Here is a 20,831-nt window from a genome sequence, read left to right on the forward strand (position 1 = left end):
TGACCTCTGTTTGACGCCGCCCAAAGGCAGCGTCGTGAGTGGGCGTGGTGGCAGAAACTAACACAGCCTCAGTTCTGCATGCTGGTCCGCGAAACCTCCGGCTTGATCAGCTGCATCTGCTGACGGTAATCATCCGTCACCTGACGCGCCTGGCTGCTGCTGGTAATGACCCGCGGCGTAATCAGCACGATCAGTTCGGTACGACCCTTGGATTTGCTGGTATTGCCGAACAGCCATCTCAGGCCCGGGATGCGTCCCAGGTAAGGTACGGCGCTGACCGTCTCGGCGTTATCCTGCTTGATCAAACCGCCCAGCAGCACGGTCTGACCGCTCTGCGCGGCCACCTGCGTGGCGACCGAGCGGGTGGAGATACGCGGATTGCCGTTGGCGTCGTTGGTGCCGCTAGTGGTGTCGGCACTGCTGACCTGCTGCTGAATGTCCATGTACACCAGCCCGCCCGGATTGATGCGCGGTACGACGTCGAGAATCACACCAGTCTGCACATACTCGACGCTGCTCAATGTGGTGCCAGCATTGGTGTTGGTGTTGATCGAGGTCTGGCTGATCGGGATATTGTCGCCGACCTGAATCTGCGCCTGCTGGTTGTTCATCACCACCAGCGACGGCGCCGACAGGACCTGGGTGCGGCCGTTGGTTTCCAGCGCCCGCAAGGCGACCTGCAGGTTGTTGCTGACGAAGGAGTAGAAGAATGCGTCAGTAGAGGCCAGCGCGGCCCCGCCAGTACCAATCGCACCCTGGCTGCCCGCAGTGTTGGTAACGTTGCCGGTTGTACCCGAGTTGCCCGCCAGACGCCCCAGGTACCACTGCACGCCCATGTCCAGTTCGCCCGTGAGCTGGACTTCCAGGATGCGCGTCTCGATCTGCACTTGCAGCGGCGGATTATCGAGGCGTTTGATGGCCGACTCGATCTCCTTCCACTGCGCTGGACGGGTACGCACCAGCAATTGGTTGCTGCTCTTCTGCGCAGTGATGCGCGTGCTGGCGTCCAGAGACTTGTTGTTGCCGCCAGAGTCGCTGCCTTCCTGGCTGGCCGAATCCGAATCGCCGCCACTCTGATCGTCGCCTTCCGATTCGCTGTCGCCGTTGTTCTGGCTGTTATTCATGCCCTGACTGTTGCCAAAACCCCCACCATTGCTCAGGCCGCTGCCGGTACCGCCCAGCCCGTTGGAGCTGCTCATGCCGCCGACACCGCTGCCGCCGCTGGAGTTGAGCGACGACAAGGTGGTGGTGCGCAGGCCTGGTGCAACCTTGGCGGCAGCGTCTTCCTTGATGGCACCGTTACCGTAGATCTGCCGCAGGTATTTGGCCAGATCGGTGGCCTTCATGTTGCGCACGTCATACACGTACATCTGCGGTTCATTGCCGCCGCCTTCGTCGATGGTGTGAATCCACTCGCCGACTTCGTGCAGGTACTCGGGCTGCGAGGAAATCGCCACCACCGAATTGGTCCGCTCGATCGGCAGGAAACGCACCATGCCCGCCAGCGGCATGCCGCTTTCCGGGCCGAACATTTTCTGCAGCTCGGGCATCAGCTCGCCGACCGAGGCACGTTGCAGGCCGAAAACCCCGACCGACATGCCTTTGAGCCAGTCCACATCGAAGGTGTCGATGGTGTCCTGATAGTTGGCCAGCTCTTCGGGCGTACCCGCCAGGCTGAGCACGTTGCGCGCCGGGTCGACCAGCAGGAAGGCATTTTCGCGGGCGAACGGCTTGAGCAGCTTCTGCATCTCGGTCGCCGAGATATAGCGCAAGGGAAACAGCCGCGCCGACATGCCTGCCGAAGGTTGCGCCACACGCATTTCCGGAACCAGCTTGCCCGCCACCGCCTGGTTCGACGGCAGGATCACATAGCGGTTGCCCTGCTTGATCATGGCGTTGTCGGTCCAGGACAGCAGCGTCTCCAGAATCGACAGCGCCTGCTGCTTGTTGACCGGCTTGGACGTCGAGAAGCTCACATCGCCCTTCACACCCTGGGCAATGCTGTAATTCTCGTGCAGCAGATCGCCCATGATGCTGTTGATCACCGCCTGAATCGGCTGATTGGTGAAGTTGAAGACGATGTCACCGGTCTCGCCCTGGCGCGCTGCGGGAGCGGCGGCAGGCTGACGGATGAAACGCTGGTTGCCTTTAATGATCTGCCGCTGCGGCGAGCTCGTCGTCTGCTGGGAAGGTGGCTCGACGGGCGGTCTTTCGCTGCGCGGGTCTACCGGCGGGCGTTGTGAACCGGTTCCCTGGAGCGCTTCCTGCAGCATGCCATTGTCGGGATCGAGTGTGTCTGACTGTGACGCGCAGCCGCCAAGGGCGACGGCGGTGGCCAGGCAAAGCAAGGGTGTGCGCAAGGTAGCGATGGCAGGAACTCCAGAAAAGGTACCCATCACAGGGTGGAATCGTTGGTTAAGGTAATCGGCGGTGTATTCGACGGCGGCGGCAGACGCAGCGCGGGCAGGCGCAGGACTTGCGTGCGGTCATCGAGTTTGAACGTGGCCTGGGTGGGCTCCAGACGGTCCAGCGTCCAGCCGTTGGGCAAGCGATCACCCTGACGGACTTTCAATGCCGGACCACTGGCCTGCTTGAGCAATGCCACCCGCAGCGAGCCGTCCATGATCACCCCGGTCAGGGTAAGGCCAGCCAGATTGGTGGCTTGCGCATCGGCTTTGCGAACCGCCACATCGGGGCTGCGATCAGGGCTGAACAGTGGGATTTTCCAGGTATTGGCGAGGCTGTCGAGTGTCGCCGACGGCGCGCTGTGGACCTGCGCCCTCTGATCGACCGGGTTGCGCGGTGCCTGCTCGGGCAGCCAGTCCGGTGAGTGCGCAGCGCCACTGAAGACCAGTGCGATCAAGGCCGCGAGCACGGCGGCGAAAGCCAGCAGTGCCCACTCCAGCGGACGTAGTGAACCGATCATTGCTCACCCTCCCCGGCGCTGGCCGGTTGCAGGTAGCCGCGCACCAGCAGGTGCACCACCAGTTTGCCGGCAGCACCGCTGGCCGGAGCGTTGGCGTCGCGACGCATACTCATCTCGTCAATGAACAGAAACGGGCGCTGATACTCCAGCGCATGCAGGATCGCAGTCAATGGTTCGATGGCGCAGTTCAGGGTCAGGCTGACCTTGACCTGGCGATACGGCTCGGCACTGTCCTGCTCCGGGGTGATCGGCATGCGCTGGGTCAACTCGCAGCCACCGCCAGTGCTGGCCTGGCTGCTGATCAGGTCGGCAATGCGCTGCATCAGATCAGCGGCCACGGCACTGGGATCTTCGCCCGGCAGCAGGCTGGTGCTGCTGGCCGGATCACGGCGGGCCTGCTCCAGTTGCTCGCGCAACGAATCACCCTGCTGCAGAAGGCCAGCGTAGCGCTGCTGCTGTTCGCGCAACTGGTCGGTCTGCTCGTTGATATCGCGCAAGGGTCCGGCGAACCAGCTGTCGATCAACAACCAGTAAGCCAGACACAGCACCAGGGCCAGAATCATCAGGGCAGCGCCCCGCCGCTCACGGCTTGTCAGTGGACGGCGCATCGGCGTTCTCCTGCTGCTGGTTCTGGTGCAAATGCGCGCGCAGGGAATACTGATCCTTGCCGGTTTTGGTGTCGGGCTGGATCACCCCCTGAAACTGCGCATTATCCAGACTTCGGCAGTCCTTGACGCGGCCGATCAAGGCACTGGCCTTGGCGCTCTGTCCGGAAAATGCCACCTCGGCACTGTCGCTGATTTCCAGATGCTCGATCCAGGTGTCCGAAGGCAGGCAGGCGGTCAGCTCGCTGAGCAGCGCCGAGAGCGGCGGCTGCGCAGCCTTGCGGCGCAACAGGTAGTTGGCGGCGCCCAAGGTGTTGGTCAATTGCTGGCGCAGTTGCTGGACCTCGCCTACCTGAGCCTTCTGCGCCTTGACGCTGGCCTGCATATCATCGAGCAGGCTCTGGCGGTCGTTCAGCCACAGCAACATGGCGCTCAGCAACAGACCGGCACACAGCCAGATCAGCCCGCGCTGCAAGCGATGGCCGGAGCGCGACTGTTGCGGGCGCAGTGGCATCGGCAGCAGATCGATATTCATGCGCTGCCCTGCAGCCAGGTTGTCAGCCCCCACGTCAGTGCCCACATCGACAGCATCGGGACGCAAGCCACGCTCGGCGCACTCACTGAGTATCGCGTCCAGCCGCTCGCGCAGGATTGCCACCAGCGTGACCTGCACAAAGCTGGCACTGCGACTGTCCTGTCGCGCCACGAAGTACAACTGGCCAGCGTCAAATGGCGTGAAACGGTCAAGCTCGTAGCCGACCACGGTCGACAGATTGCGTGCCGCAGCCGCAGGAAGCTGCAAGGTCTGCAACAGCACAGCCGACGGCGGCAGCAGCAGAACGCGCCGCACCTGAGGCGATGCATCGGGCAGCGGCTCGACCAACGGCCAGACAAGCGCCTGCTCCACGGTCTCGCGGCCCAGCCATCGACGCACACGCGGCGGCAGGCAGGCGCGAAGCTCCGCCACCCACCATTGCCAGGCGTGTTGCGCCGGACTGCCACGCCACTGCCGGGCGACCTGTTCGCGTAACGCGTAAACAGGCGCCAGACGTGCAGAAACTGATGAATTCATTCTTGCCAACGCAACACCCTGTAGGGCTGTGCGCCTCCCTCCGATGGGCTCAATAGAACAGTGGTCTGTAACAGGGCGGTCACGCCGCCCGGTCGTTCTGCGCGCGTGTCGATGGCCAGCACCTCACCGGGGTCGGCTCCAACCGCGCTCTGGTTCGGCAGGTTCAAGGCCCGACGCAGCAACGCCGAAGCGAACGCCGGGTCGGGCCGATCCAGGCCGCTCCACAATGTTATTTCCGGCAGCAACCGGGCATACAGCGCCTGGTTCATGCCCGCCAGCTGGCGAACTTCCTCTACCACCCGCAGCGGTGACTGACCGCCGTTGCGCTGCGACTCCAGCACCTGGGCGATACCGCTGGCCTGATTTTTAGCCGCGCCGCAGGCCTGCAGCAGACGCGATATATCCGCAACCGGCGCGCTGTTGAGGTCCAGCTTGCCGCGCTCGCTTCTGATGCTGACCAGCAGTTGCGTATCATCCATCCGCAATGAGACCACACGCCCGTCGGCAATCCAGCGTTTGCGCTGCTCAGGATCGAGCAAGCCCTGTACAGCCATATTCATGCCAGCTTCGGCCGCCAGCAGCGCCTGGGTATTTTGCCGTAACCAGAGCGATTGCCGGCTCTCCAGTTGCACCCATCCGGCCAGACCGCCAAGCAGCAGGCTCAGCAGTGCCAGCACCCAGAGCACCACCAGCAGCGCAACCCCGCGCTGCGATTGGCCGGTCACGTTCATTCGCCGCCCGCCCCGCCGGACAGGTCCAGACGCAAGGCCACCACTTCAGAGACCCATTTCACCGCGCCATGGGTCTGCATATCGATGCGCACCGCACCCGGCAAACGATTCGGCCAGGGCCATTCGGCCATCCAGCCAGTCGGCTTGCCTTTGGGCGTCAGCCCGCGATAACTGAACGTCAGCGACTCGACGTTTTGCAGCAATACCTGAGGCTCACCCCAGGGTTTCAGGGCAATGCCATTCGCACTGGACTGAACCTGAGCGAACGAGACTTGCAAAGACCGATGGTCTTGCGGTCCCTTGAGCTCCAGGCTGTGAACCTGGATACCGCCGCCCAGCTCGCCCGGCAGCGTTGCGACAAACCGCAACTGCTGCGCCGAGCCTTCGAAAAAACCGCTGTTGACGTCATCTTCGCCAGACGTGTCCAGCGGCAGCGCCTGAGCGATCGAGCTGCGCAGGAACGCTTGCGCGGCGCGGATTTCATCCAGGTTAACGGTGTAGCGCTCAGCCTTGAGCACCGCACGATTGGCACCCAGCAACGCCCCGGCAACCAGCACCAGCAGCACGCCGAGCAGGCTGATCACCAGCAACACTTCCAGCAGCGTGAAGCCACGCTGGGTGCGCCTCATGAACCCGCCCCGCTGACAGCGCCGCGCAATTTAAACGTGCTGAACTGCGCCTTGCGCTGATGCTCACTGAGCAGCAGATCGAGGCGAAACATCCTCGCCTGACCATTGGCACCCGGCAATTGACGGATATCCAGTGTCCATTCGATGCCCGCAAGTTTTCCCCGCCGCGTGCCGTTTTCCAGCGCACCGGCGCTTTCCTGATCCATTATCGTGCGTGCCGCATGGCTCAGCCGGTCACTGCGCGACACCTGCTGCAAGGAGCGCGCACTTTGCCCGAACGCCACCAGCAGAACACCGCTGCACACCGCCATGACGGTTAATGCAGCAAGCATTTCCAGCAGGGTGAACCCCGACTGCGATGTTTTCATTAAAGCGTCCGGACCTGGACGCTGCCGGTCAGCCAGCCAATATCAATACGCCAGCGTCGGTCGCCGTCAGCGACCACCACGTTGCCACCACTGGAGCCGCCGTCCGGGTAGAACTCCACAGCGGAGCCAAGATCGGACGAAGTCTGCATGGTCACGCGCAGACTTTCCGGCCAGTGCATCTCGCGCTTGCCGGGCGCCTTGAAGGTCGCCTTGCGCAGATTGAACTCGGTGCGCGCCGGCTGACCGGTGACAATCGCGCGCACTCTGGTTGCCCGTAGCGCTTCGACCATGTCGCCGACCGCGCGCCGTTCACTGGCGGTACTCAAACCCTGTTGCAGACCGAAACCCACCAGACCGACGGCGATGCTCATCAACACCAGCACCACCAGCATTTCCATGAGGGTAAAACCCCGGCTTGCGACAGGCGTTCTCATGCCGAGCGTTACTCCCAGTTGCCCAGGTCGGCGCTGTACCCTTCGCCGCCCGGCTGACCATCCTGGCCGTAGAAGATCAGGTCGAAGCTGCCGTGCTGGCCCGGGAAGCGGTAGCCGAATGCATGGCCGAACGGGTCTTTGAGGTCCGAAGGCTTCGCATAAGGGCCGTTCCAGTTAGACGCATTGCCCGGTTTCTCGGTCAATTGCTGCAAGGTCTTGGGTGGCGAACCGACGTCCAGCGCGTAGCTTTCGATCTTCATGCCCAGGCTGGCCAACTGAGCCTTGCCTGCGCCGTATTTGCCCTTGTCGACGTTGCCGCCCACCTGACGCACGACGATGGTCGCAACGATGCCCAGCAATACGATAACGGCGAGCATTTCCAGCAAAGTGAAACCGCCCTGTCGACGTGCGGGTTTGAAACGTGTACGGCTAAAAGTCATCGGAATGGTTTCCTATTTCATGAATTCAGATATTGCTGGTCAGGCTCATCAGCGGCAGCATGATGGCCAGCATGATCACCGCGACCATGCCCGCCATCACCACTGTCAGCGCCGGTACGAGTGCCGCCAGCATGCGGTCGATACCGCGCTTGGCCTCGACGTCGAACACATCGGCGACCTTCATCAGCATGGTGTCCAGTTCGCCAGCCTGTTCGCCGACCTCGATCATTTGCAGCGCCAGATCCGGCAATAACGGCTGCGCGCCGAACGCGCTGGCCAGCGTACCGCCGCCCTTGACTGACTCGGCCGCCTGCTCGACCTGCGCCTGCAGGGCACGATTGGTGCAGACCTGGCGAGCGATCACCAGCGCCTGCAACAACGCCACTCCATTGGTCAAAAGCGTACCGAGGGTTCGCGTCAGGCGTGCTGCCTCGATGCGCTGCAGTAAAGGACCGATCACCCGAATGCCCAGCAAACGGCGGTCACGGCGCTCGCGACGCTGCGGGTCGCGCATGCGAATGGCCATGCCCCAAAACAACGCGATCAGGCCCGCCAGCACCGCCAGCCCGTAGTCGCTCAAAAACTCTCCGAGGTTGAGAATGACCTCGGTGATCAACGGAATCGGCACGCCCAGATCCTTGAAGATCGGTACGAATTGCGGCACGACATAGGCCAGCAACAGGGCCAGAGAGCCCAACACGCCCACTACCAGAAAGGCCGGATAGATCAGCGCGTTGATCACCTCGCCACGCAGCAACTGGCTGCGCTCCAGGTAATCGCTGAGCTGGCGCAGCGTGCTTTCCAGTGCGCCACCGGCTTCACCGGCGCGGACCATGCTTATATAGAGGGGCGAGAACTGGCTGCCCTCTTCTTCGAGCGCCACGGACAGCGGCTTGCCAGCCTTGACCTGCTCACGAATGCGCTCGATCAACGCTTTGGTCTGCGGTTGTCCAGGCTGTTTGAGCAGAATTCCAAGCGATCGTTCCAACGGTTGCCCCGCACCGAGCAACGTTGCGAGCTGCTGGGTAAAGCTGACCAGCGCCGCGCCATTGAGCAGGCCGCTGCCCAGCGCACGGCGCAAACCGCCCAGACCGGCAGCATCGACCTGCAGGACCATCAGGCCACGCTTCTGCAATGCGGCAATGGCGGCATCCTGATCGCGGGCCTCCAGCGTGCCATTCTGCGGCGCGCCCTGAGCATCCAGCGCGCGGTACTTGAACAGACTCATGTGCCTTCACCACGGGTGACGCGCAGCACTTCTTCCAGCGAAGTCACCCCGGCCACGGCCTGACGCAGGCCCTCTTCATGCAGCGTGCGCAAGCCGCCACGTCGGGCCGCCTCTTCCAGCGTCGAGGCGTCGGCGTGGCGCATCAAAAGACTGCGCAGTTCTTCGTTCATCACCAGCAGTTCGGTGATTGCACTGCGCCCGCGATAGCCGCCGCCGGGCGCATCGGCACGCGGGCGATACAGACGGATGGGCCGCTCGTCAGTGAAACGCTCCAGCCCGTGTTCGGCGATCAGCTCAGGCGGCGCATCGAAGGCTTCACGGGTCGCCGGATCGAGGCGACGGACCAGGCGCTGAGCCAGAATTCCGTTGACCGTCGAAGCGATCAGGTAGCTTTCGACGCCCATGTCCAGCAAGCGGGTAATACTCGCCGCTGCGCTGTTGGTGTGCAGCGTCGAGAGCACCAGGTGACCGGTCAACGAGGACTGGATGGCAATACGGCAGGTTTCCAGGTCGCGCATCTCACCGATCATGATGACATCCGGGTCCTGACGCACGATGGAGCGTAGCGCCCCGGCGAAATCCAGGCCGATGGAAGGCTTGACCTGAATCTGGTTGATGCCTTCGAGCTGATACTCGACCGGGTCTTCAACGGTAATGATCTTGCGCTCGGCAGTATTGAGCCGTGACAGCGCGGTATACAGCGTGGTGGTCTTGCCGGAACCGGTCGGCCCGGTGACCAGCAGAATGCCGTGCGGACGCTCCAGCACGTCGAGAAATTCGTCCAGCCGTTCGCCATCGAAACCCAGGCTCGGGAAATCGAAGTTGATGGTCTGTCGGTCCAGCAGACGCATGACCACCGATTCGCCAAAGCTGGTGGGCACTGTCGATACCCGCAGGTCCAGCTCCTTGCCCTGGATGCGCAGCATGATCCGGCCGTCCTGCGGCAGACGACGCTCGGCGATGTCCAGCCGCGCCATGATCTTCACCCTGGAAATCACCGCCGCCGAGGAGCTGGACGGCGGTGCCTCGGCTTCGTGCAAGACACCGTCGATGCGATAGCGCACCTTCAACTGGCTCTCGAAGGGCTCGATATGAATGTCTGACGCACGCTGCTCGACCGCGCGCTGCAGGATCAGGTTGACCAGACGAATGACCGGCGCTTCGGAGGCCAGGTCCTTGAGGTGCTCGATGTCTTCCAGCGAGCCGCCCTCCTCATCCAGGTTCTCGATCAGGGTGCCCATCGCCGAACGGCCCTGGCCGTAGTAGCGTTCGATAAGGGTCTCGACCTCATTGCGCGGGCCGATGGACAGTCGCACCGGCACCTCGCAGGCATAGGCAATAGCCTGAAACGGGTACAGCGTGCCGGGGTTGGCGCTGAGCACTTGCAGGCCATGATCGCTCCAGCCTACCGGCACGACTTGATAGTGGCGCATGAAGCGTTCGGTCAGCGGCGGCAAAGGATCCAGCAGCGGTGGCACGGCGTCGGCGAGCAATAACGGTGCCTGCAGCAATGCTGCCCATGCGCGGGCCAGCTCGAATTCGGAAACCAGGCCCAGACGCGTCAGCAGCCCGAGCAACTCAGTGCCTTCAGACTCCTGCTGCAAACGCTGCGCGCGCTCCAGATCGGCCGTTTTCAGTCCGGCATTTTCTATCAGCCAGGCACAGACCTGCTGGGCATCCGGAATGAGCAGACGGGAAACATCGACGGGAGCTGACGGCATGAATGAGGGCATTTTGCTACTTCGGAGGGACATATTACAGCACTCTCCGCCTGGAGAGTGCTGCGCTCAAAGGCTTCAAACGATCAGTTTGACTGCTTTTGAGGGGTTGCGTTCTGCGGGCGACCACCTTTTGTTTCGGTCTTCTGGTTTTGCGCCTTCTGCGCCGCCTTGGTGTCCTGGGTCTGGGTCATCACGGTCTCGTCGCTGGCGCCGGAAGTTGCGTCTGCGTCGGTAGCGTCGTCAGCAAAGACTGCACCACTCAGGGCAAGACCTAAAACCACACCGGCACTCATCATGGAAAACTTCATCGTATTAACTCCTCGAAAAACAAAAAGAGCTCCGCAAAAAAGCGGGGCAGTTATAGAAACCGGCCAAGAATTAGCGCACAGCATACTTCGCAACTTGCGAGCTGTCTTTCTTCGTCCTGAAAAATCTTAAACCCATCGACCAGTAGGTTTAACAAGAGTTCCTCAATTGTAAAGAAAAAATACGAAATCGAAGAAAAATACGCTTTTATTTGACATTTATGCCTTGTTTTATACTTAATTGTATCGTTTTGTAGATTCAAAAAGCCATCATGCGATGTCGATATGATGGCACGCGGCAAGTAAAAAAATAACCGCCAAACAAAACTAATACGGTAACTAAGGAGTCCTACCTCGCGCCCTTACAACAGGGAATAAACGCGACGACGGGAAACTGTTGCCCACAGAAAAGTTGGCCGAAAGCAGTAAATAAGAACGCATTTATCCTGTGCACGTGCGCAGGCAGACAGTTATTTGAAACGCAGTTGGAGAGCAATATGAACAAGCGAAAGATGATAGGCGCGCACTCGGCGCTGGCCTTGCTGGCATTGGCAGTATCCCAGGTGCACGCCGCTGACCCTACCGTGCAACAAGGGCGTGAAGATCGCGCCGAAAAAGCCGCACAGAAAACCCTGGCCAAGATGACCATGGAAGAAAAGCTGGCCTACATTGGCGGCACCGGCGGCTGGGACGTCAAGCCGCTGAACAACTACGGCATCCCGCAGATCCACGGCGCTGACGGTGGTGTGGGCGTGCGTTACACCAGCGAAGGCAACGATCAGGGTGTTGTCTACCCGTCCGGCCCTAACCTGGCCGCGACCTTCAACCCTCGTCGTGCCATCGACCTCGGTCGCGCGCTGGGTTATGACACTGCCGTCGGCGGCTACCAGTTCATCACTGGCCCCGGCGTCAACCTGTATCGCATGCCGTTCGGCGGCCGTGCGTTCGAATACCTCTCCGGTGAAGACCCGTTCCTCGGCGCCAGCCTGGCACCAGGCGTCATCAACGGTATCCAGTCTCGTGGTGTATGGGCCAACGCCAAGCACTACGCGGCCAACGATCAGGAAAGCAACCGCTTCAACCTCGACCAGAAGATGAGCGAGCGCGTACTGCGCGAAATGTCGCTGCCTGCGTTCGAGTCGTCGTCGAAAAACGGCAACGTGGCGATGATGATGTGTGCCTTCCAGAAAGTGAACGGTGAATTCGCCTGCGAAAGCGAGCACCTGATCGCTCAGATCCTGAAGAAGGAATGGGGCTTCAAAGGCTTCGTACAGAGCGACTACAACGCTGTCGTTCACGGTTTCAACGCTGCCCGCGCCGGTACCGACCTGGACATGATGGGCTACCAGATGAACAGCTCCGTGCTGAAGCCGCATCTGGACGCCGGCGACCTGAGCGCTGCGACCATCGACGACAAGGTCCGTCGTATTCTCAAGCAGATCTACCTGTACAAGTTCGACAGCAAGACGCCGCTGACCACGCACAACATGAACAGCTCGACCAGCAACAAGGTCGCTCTGAACGCTGCGCGTGAAGGTATCGTACTGCTGAAAAACCAGGACAATCTGCTGCCGCTGGACAAGCAGAAAGTCAAGAAAATCGCCGTTGTCGGCACCCTGGCCAAGTACTCGCCACCGACCGGTTTCGGCAGCGCCAACGTCATGGCCAGCCATTACGTCAGCGAATTGAGCGGCCTGCAGCAAATCGCGCCTAACGCCAAGGTCGACTTCATTGAAGGCCTGTCGCTGGACCCAAGCACCAGTGCCTGGACCACCACCGACGCAACTGGCAATGAAGTCCAGGGCATGAAGGTCGAGTACTTCAGCAACACCAACTGGTCCGGTGATGCAGCTGTCACCCGTACCGAGAAGCATGTTGACCTGGACTGGGCCAACGACAAGAATCTGCCGTTCGAAAGCAACACTTCGACGTCCGATCCGTACGCCACCAAAGGTTCGACCGCTGGCCAGTTGAATGGCGATACGTCGTCTACTTCGATTCGCTACACCGGTAAGGTCACCCCGACCCAGAGCGGCGAGCAGGTGTTCAAGGTGCGTGCCGACGGCGCCGTGCGTCTGTGGGTCAACGGCAAGAAAATCATCGACAACGGTGACGGCAAGCCGCTTCCGGGCAACAGCATTCCGCCAACCATTCCAGAGTTCGCCAAGATCAATCTGGAAGCGGGCCAGTCTTACGACGTGAAGCTCGAGTACTCGCGTCGTGCCGGCTACCTGTCGACCATGGGCGGCCTGGTAGGTGTGCAGTTGAGCTCCGCCTCACTGAACGCTCCTCAGGACCTGTCCGGCTATGACGCCGTCGTGGTTGCCGTGGGTAACAGCAACGAATACGAAGGTGAAGGTTTCGACCACAGCTTCGATCTGCCCGAGTTCCAGAACGAGCTGATCCAGAACATCGCCAAGGTCAACCCGAACACCGTGGTGACCATGTACGGCGGTACAGGTCTGAAGATGAGCGACTGGATCGAACAGGTTCCAGCAGCGCTGCATGCTTTCTACCCAGGTCAGAACGGTGGTCAGGCCCTCGCCGAAATCCTGTTCGGCAAGGTCAACCCGTCGGGCAAGCTGCCGATCAGTATCGAACGCAACATCGAAGACAACCCGGCTTACGCTTCCTTCCCGAAATTCGACAATCAGAACACTCTGACTGACATGGATTACAAGGATGACCTGCTGCTGGGTTATCGCGGATACGAGAAGAAAGGCATCAAGCCGCTCTACCCGTTCGGTTACGGTATGTCGTACACCACGTTCGGCTACAGCAACATCAAGGTCACGCCGGGCGTCGCGGTCGGCAATACGCCGATCAAGGTGTCCTTCGACCTGAGCAACACTGGCAAGGTCGGTGGTTCGGAAGTCGCTCAGCTGTACGTGGGCCAGCAGAACCCGAAAGTCGAGCGTCCGATCAAGGAACTCAAAGGCTACAAGAAGGTGTTCCTCAAGCCGGGTGAAAGCAAGCGTGTGACCATCGAGCTGAATGATCGCTCGCTGGCCTACTTCGACGAGAAGAGCAAGCAGTGGGTGGTCGATGCCGACACCTTCAACATCTCGCTCGGTTCGTCGTCGCAGGACATCCGCCTGAACGCCAAGCTGGTCAACTCGTTCCGTCAGGAACTGTCGACCACCACCAGCAACCCGCTGCCACGCTCCGCTCTGAACTCGGTTCTGGTCGAGAAACCACCGGTCAAGACCGGCGGTGTATTCAAGCAGACCGTTGAGTAAGCGTTAGCTGACTGAAGGGTAAACGGACAAATAAAGGCTCAGGGACGAGCCCTTACCGCTGCATCGACCTGCGCAATGTAGGTATCGAAACACTCGACCAGGTCCACCTGATCGGGAAAGCGTAACCACTGAATCTGCAAACCATCCATCATCGCCAGAAGCTGCCGGACGATATTGTCCAGATCCACATCCGCACGTACCTCCCCGCGCTCCACCAAGGCCGAAAACTGTCCCAGCAAGTGCGCGTGAATACGCTCGTAGCGCGTCTGGAACCATTCATAGGCAGGCTGGTTTTCCAACAGGCTTTCAGCATTGAGGATCGAAAACGCACGCACTACGCCAGGTGCCGTGGCGTTGGAGCGGTTGATCGCACGCAAGCCGCCGAGCAGACCGGTCAAGGTGTTATCGGTACGGACTTCGGCAGCAATTCGGCCGTTGACCTCATCGCGTCGCTCAAGTACGCCCATCAGCAGCGAGATCTTGCTCGGAAAATGGTGCAGCAATCCGGCGACGGAAATACCGACGATGGCCGCCACTTTGGCCACTGAAGCGCCGGTATAGCCTTCAAGGGAAAACACTTGCAGGGCCGCATTGAGCAGTTCTTCGCGGCGCTTTTCGCCCTTTGGCGCGCGCCGCTGTCGGGTGACTGCCGTGCCCGTTTCCGTGGGGTCATGCCGAGTCATATCAGGCTCCTTCTTGAACAGCCGCGTACCCTAACGATTCAGGCAAGCGCTGGCAACGCTGTTGAGCCGGATTGTTCGACAATTTCATCTTGTACAGCAGCGCCGTGACAGGCTCAGGTGCGTTCCACCGGAACACTGCCCCAGCCTTCGCCGAGCATGCGCTGCATCAGTACCGTATCTACCCAACGGCCATGCTTGAAGCCGACCGATTCAAACACCCCGACCCGGCGAAAGCCAAGACGCTCATGCAGGCGCAACGAAGCGATGTTCTGGCTATTGCCGATAACCGCAATCATCTGCCGCCAGCCACCCGCTTCGCAGTGCTTCACCAGGGCATTCAACAGCGCATGGCCGATCCCCTGACCACCAAGCCCATCGCGCACATACACAGAATCCTCCACCGTGAAGCGGTAGCCTGGACGTGGCCTGTACGGCGTGACATAGCCATAGCCGAGAATTTCTCCGGCGCGCTCGGCGACCAGATACGGCAAGCCTTTGGCGAGGACCGTGCAGCGACGCTGCAGCAATTCGGCAAGATCGGGCGGCTCCAGCTCGAAACTGGAAATACCGTGCAGCACGTGGTCAGCGTAAATCGCCTGTACAGCGGGCATGTCATCGTCGCGGGCGTCACGCAGGTCAAAGGTTGAAGTCATGTCCAGGCTCTGTACGAATGTCTGTGAATGGCCGCAATCATGCCGCTCACCACGCCATTAAAAAAGCTATGATTTGTCATCCTCAGCATAAGAAATACTTTGTCATGCGCCGGTTGAACCTCAATCACCTGCACACGTTTGCGCTGGTCATTGCCCATGGCAGTTTTTCTGCGGCGGCAGAGCGTCTGCACCTGACCCAGCCAGCGGTCAGCCTGCAGGTGCGACAGCTGGAAGATCAACTGAAGCTGCAACTGATCGAACGGGTCGGCAAGCGCCTCAAACCTACCTCGGCTGGCAATGTACTGCTGGAACATATCGCGCGCATCGATGCGGTGGTCGAAGACGCCCTTCAGGAGCTGTCCAGCCATGCCAGCGGCATTGCCGGAAAAATCGCAATCGGCACCGGCGCGACAGCCTGTATCCACCTGCTGCCGCCCATGTTGCAGGCGCTGCGGCGGCGCTTCCCCGAACTGGATGTGCGCGTCAGTACCGGCAACACCGACGGCATCCTCAAGGCGGTGGAAGAAAATCTTCTGGATCTGGCACTGGTCACCCTGCCCGCTTCCGGTCGAAGCCTGCACATCACGCCACTGATTGAGGATGAGTTCGTCGCGATTTTCGCCAGCAGCCAGCGACCGATGCCGGCCCACATGACCCCGGAGCGCCTCAGCGGACAGCCGCTGGTGGTATTTGAAGCTGGCAGCAGCACGCGTCTGCTGATCGATGAATGGTTCCTGCGGGCAGGGATCCGCGTCAAACCGGTCATGGAGCTGGGCAGCATCGAGGCAATCAAGGAAATGGTCGCTGCAGACCTGGGCTACAGTATCGTGCCGCGAATGGCCGTCGCTGCGCTCCACCATCGCCGCGGCTTGCAAATGCTGCCGCTGGCAACAGCGCTGAGTCGCACATTGGGAATTGCCTTGCGCCAGGACAAACCAGTCAGCAAGGCCCTGCGTCAGGTGCTGGATGCGCTGCAAGACCTCAAAAGGTCATGAAGGCGCGCCACCCTAGAGGCTCGACTGTGCCCATGCACTATAAAGAGCAACGGCACTCGGCATGGCAAATCAGGTCGACAGTTGCACAGGCAGCGAATCAGGTTGTACGATGACTGCCCACTGATAACCGAAAAATGATGGCCGGCCTGCTTTTAGACGCCCCATCACTGACAATCTGTAAAGCAACTCGGCAACCCATAAGGAGCGCCGGTCTGGATACCCTCCCTGCCGACCTCCAACCTCAAAACAACAGGAGATACCGATGCCTAACATTCTCGGCCAGAACTTCATCGCTGGCGGCCGCAGCGCTTTGGGCCAGAGCCTGCAAAAAAGCCTGGATGCCACCACCGGTGAAGAGCTGCCTTACAGCTTTCATCAGGCCACCGATGGCGAAATCGACGCCGCAGCACTGGCTGCCAAAGCCGCATTCCCGGAATTTCGTCAACTGAGCCCGGCCCGTCGCGCCGATTTCCTCGACGCCATTGCTGATGAGCTCGACGGACTGGGCGATGATTTTGTCGCCATCGTCTGCCAGGAAACCGCCCTGCCCCAAGCACGTATTCAGGGCGAGCGCGGTCGTACCAGTGGCCAGATGCGTCTGTTTTCCAAGGTTCTGCGTCGCGGTGATTTCGTCGGTGCACGTATCGACCTGGCGCTGCCGGATCGCAAGCCGCTGCCACGCGTCGACCTGCGTCAGTACCGCATCGGGGTGGGCCCGGTTGCCGTGTTCGGAGCGAGCAATTTCCCGCTGGCGTTTTCCACTGCGGGCGGTGATACCGCAGCAGCACTGGCCGCCGGTTGCCCGGTAGTGTTCAAGGCGCACAGCGGCCACATGGCGACTGCCGATCTGGTGGCCAGCGCAATCATTCGCGCTGCCGAGCGCACGCAGATGCCCAAAGGCGTGTTCAACATGATCTTCGGCAACGGCGTCGGTGAAGGTCTGGTCAAGCACCCGGCTATCCAGGCGGTCGGTTTCACCGGTTCGCTGAACGGCGGAAATGCGCTGTGCAAAATGGCTGCAGAACGTCCACAACCCATTCCGGTCTTTGCCGAGATGTCCAGTATCAACCCGGTCGTGCTGCTGCCAGGCGCCTTGCAGGCACGTGGTGAAACCGTGGCCAAGGAGCTTGCCGGCTCGGTGGTCATGGGTGCCGGTCAGTTCTGTACCAATCCCGGCGTAGTCATCGGCCTGCGCTCTCCGGCGTTCTCGGCTTTCATCGAGCAACTGACCGAACAGATGGGCAGTCAGGCTCCACAGACCATGCTTAACGCAGGTGGCCTGCGCAGTTACAGCAAGGGTGTGGAACACCTGCTCTCGCATCCTGGCGTGACGCATCTAGCCGGCAAGCCACAGGAAGGCAAGCAGGCTCAGGCGCAGTTGTTCAAGGCTGACGTGAGCCTGCTGCTGAACGGTGATCAGTTGCTGCAAGAGGAAGTCTTCGGCCCGACCACGCTGCTGATCGAAGTCGCTGACGATGCGCAGTTGAAAGACGCGCTGCAAGCCTTGCGTGGTCAGCTGACTGCGACCGTGATCGGCGAGCCTGCGGACTTGAGCCAGTACAGCTGGCTGCAGCCGATTCTCGAAGAGAAGGTCGGACGCATTCTGTTCAACGGCTACCCGACCGGTGTCGAGGTCTGCGAGGCCATGGTTCACGGCGGCCCATACCCGGCAACCTCGGACGCACGCGGTACCTCGGTGGGCACCCTCGCCATCGATCGTTTCCTGCGCCCTGTGTGCTATCAAAACCTGGCGGACAGTCAGTTGCCACCTGCGTTGCAGAACGCCAACCCGTTGGGTCTGCGTCGTCTGGTCAATGGTGAATGGAGCGACCAGCCTGTCGCGTAATCGCCATCGGCCGGAACCGCAACACAGCAGCGCGACCTGATGAGGGTCGCGCTTTTTTTTGGAAAATATTTCTTTTTTGTGCCCGAAGTCGCTTATAGCGGACCGGTTTTCTACTCGGATGACAGCACCATAGAAGTGCAAAACATGGGCTGTTCATAAAATAACCACACAGCTGTAAGCCACGTGTAACAAGGGTTTCAAAAAGTTACCCACAGACATACCCACGATTTCCGTGGACAACTTTTCATCGATTTCGGACCTTAAAAACCCTGAGCAGTGCAAGCGTAAATTTTTGACGGGCGCCTGGAATCCCGGAGTGATGGCAGCTGTAATGGCCCACGAGGCAGCCTGACATAACCTTATGCACATCTGGCGGTTGATTCGTCAGACTATGCAGCGTGAAATAGACGATTTATCGAGGCGCCAATCATGCAACAGCGTTGTAAAGTGGCCGTACTCGGCCTGGGTGCCATGGGTGCGGCCACTGCCTATCAGTTGGCAAAGGCCGGAGTCGATGTGATTGGTATCGACCGCTACGACCCTCCGCACACACAAGGCTCCAGCCACGGCGATACACGCATCACGCGGCTGTCGGCCGGTGAAGGTCCGCAATACCTGCCACTGGTACGCAGCTCGCAGCGCATCTGGCGCGAACTTGAAGCATTGAGCGGCGAGTCGCTGTTCGAGCAGTGCGGTGTGCTGGTGATGACCTCAAGCCCGTCCTACGACCCAGCAGACGTTAACGACTTCACCCATCAGACCATTGCGCTGGCCCGCACTTATGAGGTGAAGCACGAGGTATTGGCAGCCGTAGCGATTCGCGAGCGCTTTCCTCAGTTCGCTCCTGTGCTGGATAGCGCCATCGGCTATTTCGAACCAGAGGGCGGATTCGTTCGGCCCGAGCGCTGCATCGCCGTACAGCTCAAGCTGGCAAGGCAACACGGCGCGCGTTTGCTGACCCATGAAACAGTCACGCAGCTACAGGCGCATGGCGATCAGGTACGAATCACCACCGACAAGGGCTCGATCATCGCCGACAAGGTCGTGGTCAGCGCGGGCATGTGGTCGTCCGGGTTGCTCGGCGCACCGTTCAGCGACCTGCTGCGGGTGTGCCGGCAAAAGCTGTTCTGGTTCGAGTTGCAGCGCGAGGCTGCCTTTGCTGCGCCTTCGCCAAGCTTCATCCTGAGTCACGGGCCCGGCGAGGCCGATGTCAATTACGGCTTCCCGCCGCTGCCCGGCGAAAACAGCATGAAGGTCGCCACCGAGCAATACACCGAGACGTCAGCGGCTGAGCAACTGGACCGCACCATTACCGCGAGGGAAAAGCAGGAAATGTTCCGGACCCAGGTGCAGGGCAGGATTGCGGGACTGACGCCGAAGGTGATCAAGTCTTCGGTCTGCGCCTACACCGTCACGCCGGACAGCCACTTCATCATCGATGAACACCCGCACCTGAAAAACGTGACGGTGGTCTCGGCCTGTTCCGGCCACGGTTTCAAGCATTCGGCCGGGCTCGGACTGGCGCTGGCGCAACGCTGTATTGACGGCGAGAGCGAGGTGGATCTCTCGGCCTTTTCACTGCAACGTTTCGCCAGGCAGGGCTGATCAGCGCGCCACCACGAAAGCCTCGTCGATGCGCGCCAGATCGGTGTCGCGCAGGGTGCCCGCGTAGTAATGCAGTTTGATCCAGGCCATCAGATAGTCGTAACGGGCTTTCGCCAGATCGCGACGAGTACTGTAAAGCTGCTGCTCGGCATTGAGGGCATCCAGGCTGATGCGCTCACCACCCAGAATGCTCTGGCGGGTCGATTCGACCAGTGCCTGCGCCGAGATCAGCGCTTTCTGATAGGCGCGCAACTTGCTCACCCCTGACGCGCAGGCGTTGAACTGGCGACGCAGCTCGATCAGGGTTTCGCGGGTCTTGCCGTCCAGCTCGTATTCAGCCTGCTCGCGCTTGCTGTTGGCCTGGCGCACCGAGGCGCTGGTGCCACCGCCGGCGTACAGCGGAAGGCTGAGTTCGATGCCTATCGTATTGGTGTCGTAACGCTGATTGTAGGTGTTGCCGCTGTCCGATTCATTCTGGCGGATACTTGCATAGGCATTCACCGTCGGCAGATGCCCTGCGCGGTTGCGCTCCACCTCGTATCGCGCCACTTCCAGGGACTGACGTTGCGAGGCCAGGATCGGGCTGTTGGCCATGGCCAGCGCATGCCACTCGGTAAAGCTGGAGGGTGCCAGGACCAACGCCTGAAAGCTGTCCCTCAACGGCTCCAGCTGCGCAATATCGATACTCGGCGTGCCCAGCAATGCGGCCAGCTCGCGCAACGACGCGTCCTGCTCATCGCTGGCTTCGATCTGCTCGGCAATCGCCAGTTCGTTGCGCGACTCCGCTTCGAGAATATCGGTGCGTGTGCCCTCTCCCCGCTCGAACATCTGCCGGTTCTGCGCGAACTGGCGCTCGAACGCCTGCTGCTTGGCACGGGCGATATTGATCTGGTCCTGAGCGAAGAGTGCCTGGGTGTACAGGGTCAACACCCGCACCAGTAATTCCTGGCTCTTGCTGCGAAAGGTCTCGTCGGCAAACAGCGCCTGAGCCAGCCCCTTGCGGTAATTGGCGTACGCTTCGTAATCGATCAATGGCTGCTGAACCGTCAGGCTTGAACCGAAGCTGTTGTAGTGGCGGTGGTCAGTGCTGTCTTGAGCGCTGCCCTTGAGGGTCGCCTTGGAATCGTTGCGTCCTTTGTTGTAGCTGTACGACACACGAGGCAACAAGCCGGCACGACCGATCACCCGGTTTTCCAGGCCCGCGTCGCGCTCCTTGAGTGCGCCCAGATAAACGGGGTCATTGCGCAGCGCCAGTTCATAGACCTCAAACGGGCCCATAGCCTGACTCAAAGGCGCAACGCCCAGCAGGATGGCCGTCAGCAAAGCGGCTTTAAGGGGATGACGAAACATC

General features: G+C 60.7%; 19 protein-coding genes. 4 read left to right on the forward strand and 15 right to left on the reverse strand.

The genetic code is table 11. The annotated features are described in order from the left end of the window. Positions 1-68: 68 nt before the first annotated feature. The 12 genes from gspD to BLR20_RS06370 form a co-directional block, all read right to left on the reverse strand. Positions 69-2,396: a type II secretion system secretin GspD gene (gene gspD / locus BLR20_RS06315; RefSeq protein WP_054993796.1), complete on the reverse strand. Its 2,328-nt coding sequence runs from the start codon at positions 2,394-2,396 to the stop codon at positions 69-71. Beyond that, positions 2,396-2,926 (reverse strand): hypothetical protein, encoded by a 531-nt coding sequence (locus BLR20_RS06320; RefSeq protein ID WP_054993795.1) that lies wholly within the window; start codon positions 2,924-2,926, stop codon positions 2,396-2,398. The genes gspD and BLR20_RS06320 overlap by 1 nt, the downstream gene beginning before the upstream one ends. After that, a complete protein-coding gene (gene gspM / locus BLR20_RS06325) occupies positions 2,923-3,534 on the reverse strand; it encodes a type II secretion system protein GspM (protein WP_003343405.1) in 612 nt (203 codons plus the stop codon). The genes BLR20_RS06320 and gspM overlap by 4 nt, the downstream gene beginning before the upstream one ends. Continuing rightward, positions 3,509-4,603 (reverse strand): type II secretion system protein GspL, encoded by a 1,095-nt coding sequence (locus BLR20_RS06330; protein WP_054993794.1) that lies wholly within the window; start codon positions 4,601-4,603, stop codon positions 3,509-3,511. The genes gspM and BLR20_RS06330 overlap by 26 nt, the downstream gene beginning before the upstream one ends. Then, positions 4,600-5,334 (reverse strand): hypothetical protein, encoded by a 735-nt coding sequence (locus BLR20_RS06335; RefSeq protein ID WP_054993793.1) that lies wholly within the window; start codon positions 5,332-5,334, stop codon positions 4,600-4,602. Before BLR20_RS06335 ends, BLR20_RS06330 begins: the two co-directional genes overlap by 4 nt. After that, positions 5,331-5,963 carry a prepilin-type N-terminal cleavage/methylation domain-containing protein gene (locus BLR20_RS06340; protein ID WP_010426934.1) on the reverse strand — a complete coding sequence of 211 codons (633 nt, stop codon included), beginning with the start codon at positions 5,961-5,963 and terminating at the stop codon, positions 5,331-5,333. The genes BLR20_RS06335 and BLR20_RS06340 overlap by 4 nt, the downstream gene beginning before the upstream one ends. After that, the gene (locus BLR20_RS06345) at positions 5,960-6,331 is read right to left on the reverse strand and encodes a type II secretion system protein (protein ID WP_032612529.1); all 372 of its coding nucleotides are present in this window, start codon (positions 6,329-6,331) and stop codon (positions 5,960-5,962) included. The genes BLR20_RS06340 and BLR20_RS06345 overlap by 4 nt, the downstream gene beginning before the upstream one ends. Beyond that, positions 6,331-6,765, reverse strand: a complete 435-nt coding sequence (locus BLR20_RS06350; RefSeq protein WP_074594479.1) for a prepilin-type N-terminal cleavage/methylation domain-containing protein — start codon at positions 6,763-6,765, stop codon at positions 6,331-6,333. The genes BLR20_RS06345 and BLR20_RS06350 overlap by 1 nt, the downstream gene beginning before the upstream one ends. Positions 6,766-6,773: 8 nt before the next feature. Further along, positions 6,774-7,205, reverse strand: a complete 432-nt coding sequence (gene gspG, locus BLR20_RS06355; RefSeq protein ID WP_003317918.1) for a type II secretion system major pseudopilin GspG — start codon at positions 7,203-7,205, stop codon at positions 6,774-6,776. A 25-nt stretch (positions 7,206-7,230) separates the two neighbouring features. Beyond that, the gene (gene gspF, locus BLR20_RS06360) at positions 7,231-8,433 is read right to left on the reverse strand and encodes a type II secretion system inner membrane protein GspF (RefSeq protein WP_010426940.1); all 1,203 of its coding nucleotides are present in this window, start codon (positions 8,431-8,433) and stop codon (positions 7,231-7,233) included. Further along, positions 8,430-10,154 (reverse strand): type II secretion system ATPase GspE, encoded by a 1,725-nt coding sequence (gene gspE, locus BLR20_RS06365; protein WP_025990782.1) that lies wholly within the window; start codon positions 10,152-10,154, stop codon positions 8,430-8,432. The genes gspF and gspE overlap by 4 nt, the downstream gene beginning before the upstream one ends. Before the next feature lie 83 nt (positions 10,155-10,237). Next, positions 10,238-10,462, reverse strand: coding sequence for a hypothetical protein (locus BLR20_RS06370; RefSeq protein ID WP_010426945.1), 225 nt, complete (start codon positions 10,460-10,462; stop codon positions 10,238-10,240). Positions 10,463-10,956: 494 nt separating this feature from the next. Here BLR20_RS06370 and BLR20_RS06375 point away from each other — a divergent pair, with 494 nt between their 5' ends. Further along, positions 10,957-13,698, forward strand: coding sequence for a beta-glucosidase (locus tag BLR20_RS06375; RefSeq protein WP_010426946.1), 2,742 nt, complete (start codon positions 10,957-10,959; stop codon positions 13,696-13,698). A 38-nt stretch (positions 13,699-13,736) separates the two neighbouring features. Here the strand turns inward: BLR20_RS06375 and BLR20_RS06380 are convergent, their stop codons facing one another. Together BLR20_RS06380 and BLR20_RS06385 are read right to left on the reverse strand one after the other, a co-directional pair. Continuing rightward, positions 13,737-14,381: a TetR/AcrR family transcriptional regulator gene (locus BLR20_RS06380; RefSeq protein WP_054993792.1), complete on the reverse strand. Its 645-nt coding sequence runs from the start codon at positions 14,379-14,381 to the stop codon at positions 13,737-13,739. 113 nt (positions 14,382-14,494) lie between these two features. After that, positions 14,495-15,034, reverse strand: coding sequence for a GNAT family N-acetyltransferase (locus BLR20_RS06385; protein ID WP_010426949.1), 540 nt, complete (start codon positions 15,032-15,034; stop codon positions 14,495-14,497). Between the two features lie 104 nt (positions 15,035-15,138). On the opposite strand from BLR20_RS06385, the gene BLR20_RS06390 reads away from it, so the two are divergent. From BLR20_RS06390 to solA, 3 genes are all read left to right on the forward strand, one after another. Further along, positions 15,139-16,029: a LysR family transcriptional regulator gene (locus tag BLR20_RS06390; protein ID WP_010426951.1), complete on the forward strand. Its 891-nt coding sequence runs from the start codon at positions 15,139-15,141 to the stop codon at positions 16,027-16,029. A gap of 262 nt (positions 16,030-16,291) precedes the next feature. Continuing rightward, positions 16,292-17,875 (forward strand): aldehyde dehydrogenase (NADP(+)), encoded by a 1,584-nt coding sequence (locus BLR20_RS06395; RefSeq protein ID WP_010426953.1) that lies wholly within the window; start codon positions 16,292-16,294, stop codon positions 17,873-17,875. Positions 17,876-18,304: 429 nt separating this feature from the next. After that, the gene (solA, locus tag BLR20_RS06405) at positions 18,305-19,480 is read left to right on the forward strand and encodes an N-methyl-L-tryptophan oxidase (protein WP_054993791.1); all 1,176 of its coding nucleotides are present in this window, start codon (positions 18,305-18,307) and stop codon (positions 19,478-19,480) included. On the opposite strand, the gene BLR20_RS06410 is transcribed toward solA, so the two are convergent. After that, the gene (locus BLR20_RS06410) at positions 19,481-20,830 is read right to left on the reverse strand and encodes a TolC family outer membrane protein (RefSeq protein ID WP_032612524.1); all 1,350 of its coding nucleotides are present in this window, start codon (positions 20,828-20,830) and stop codon (positions 19,481-19,483) included. Position 20,831 lies beyond the last annotated feature (1 nt).

Source organism: Pseudomonas congelans, assembly GCF_900103225.1.
Classification (GTDB): Bacteria; Pseudomonadota; Gammaproteobacteria; order Pseudomonadales; family Pseudomonadaceae; genus Aquipseudomonas; species Aquipseudomonas congelans.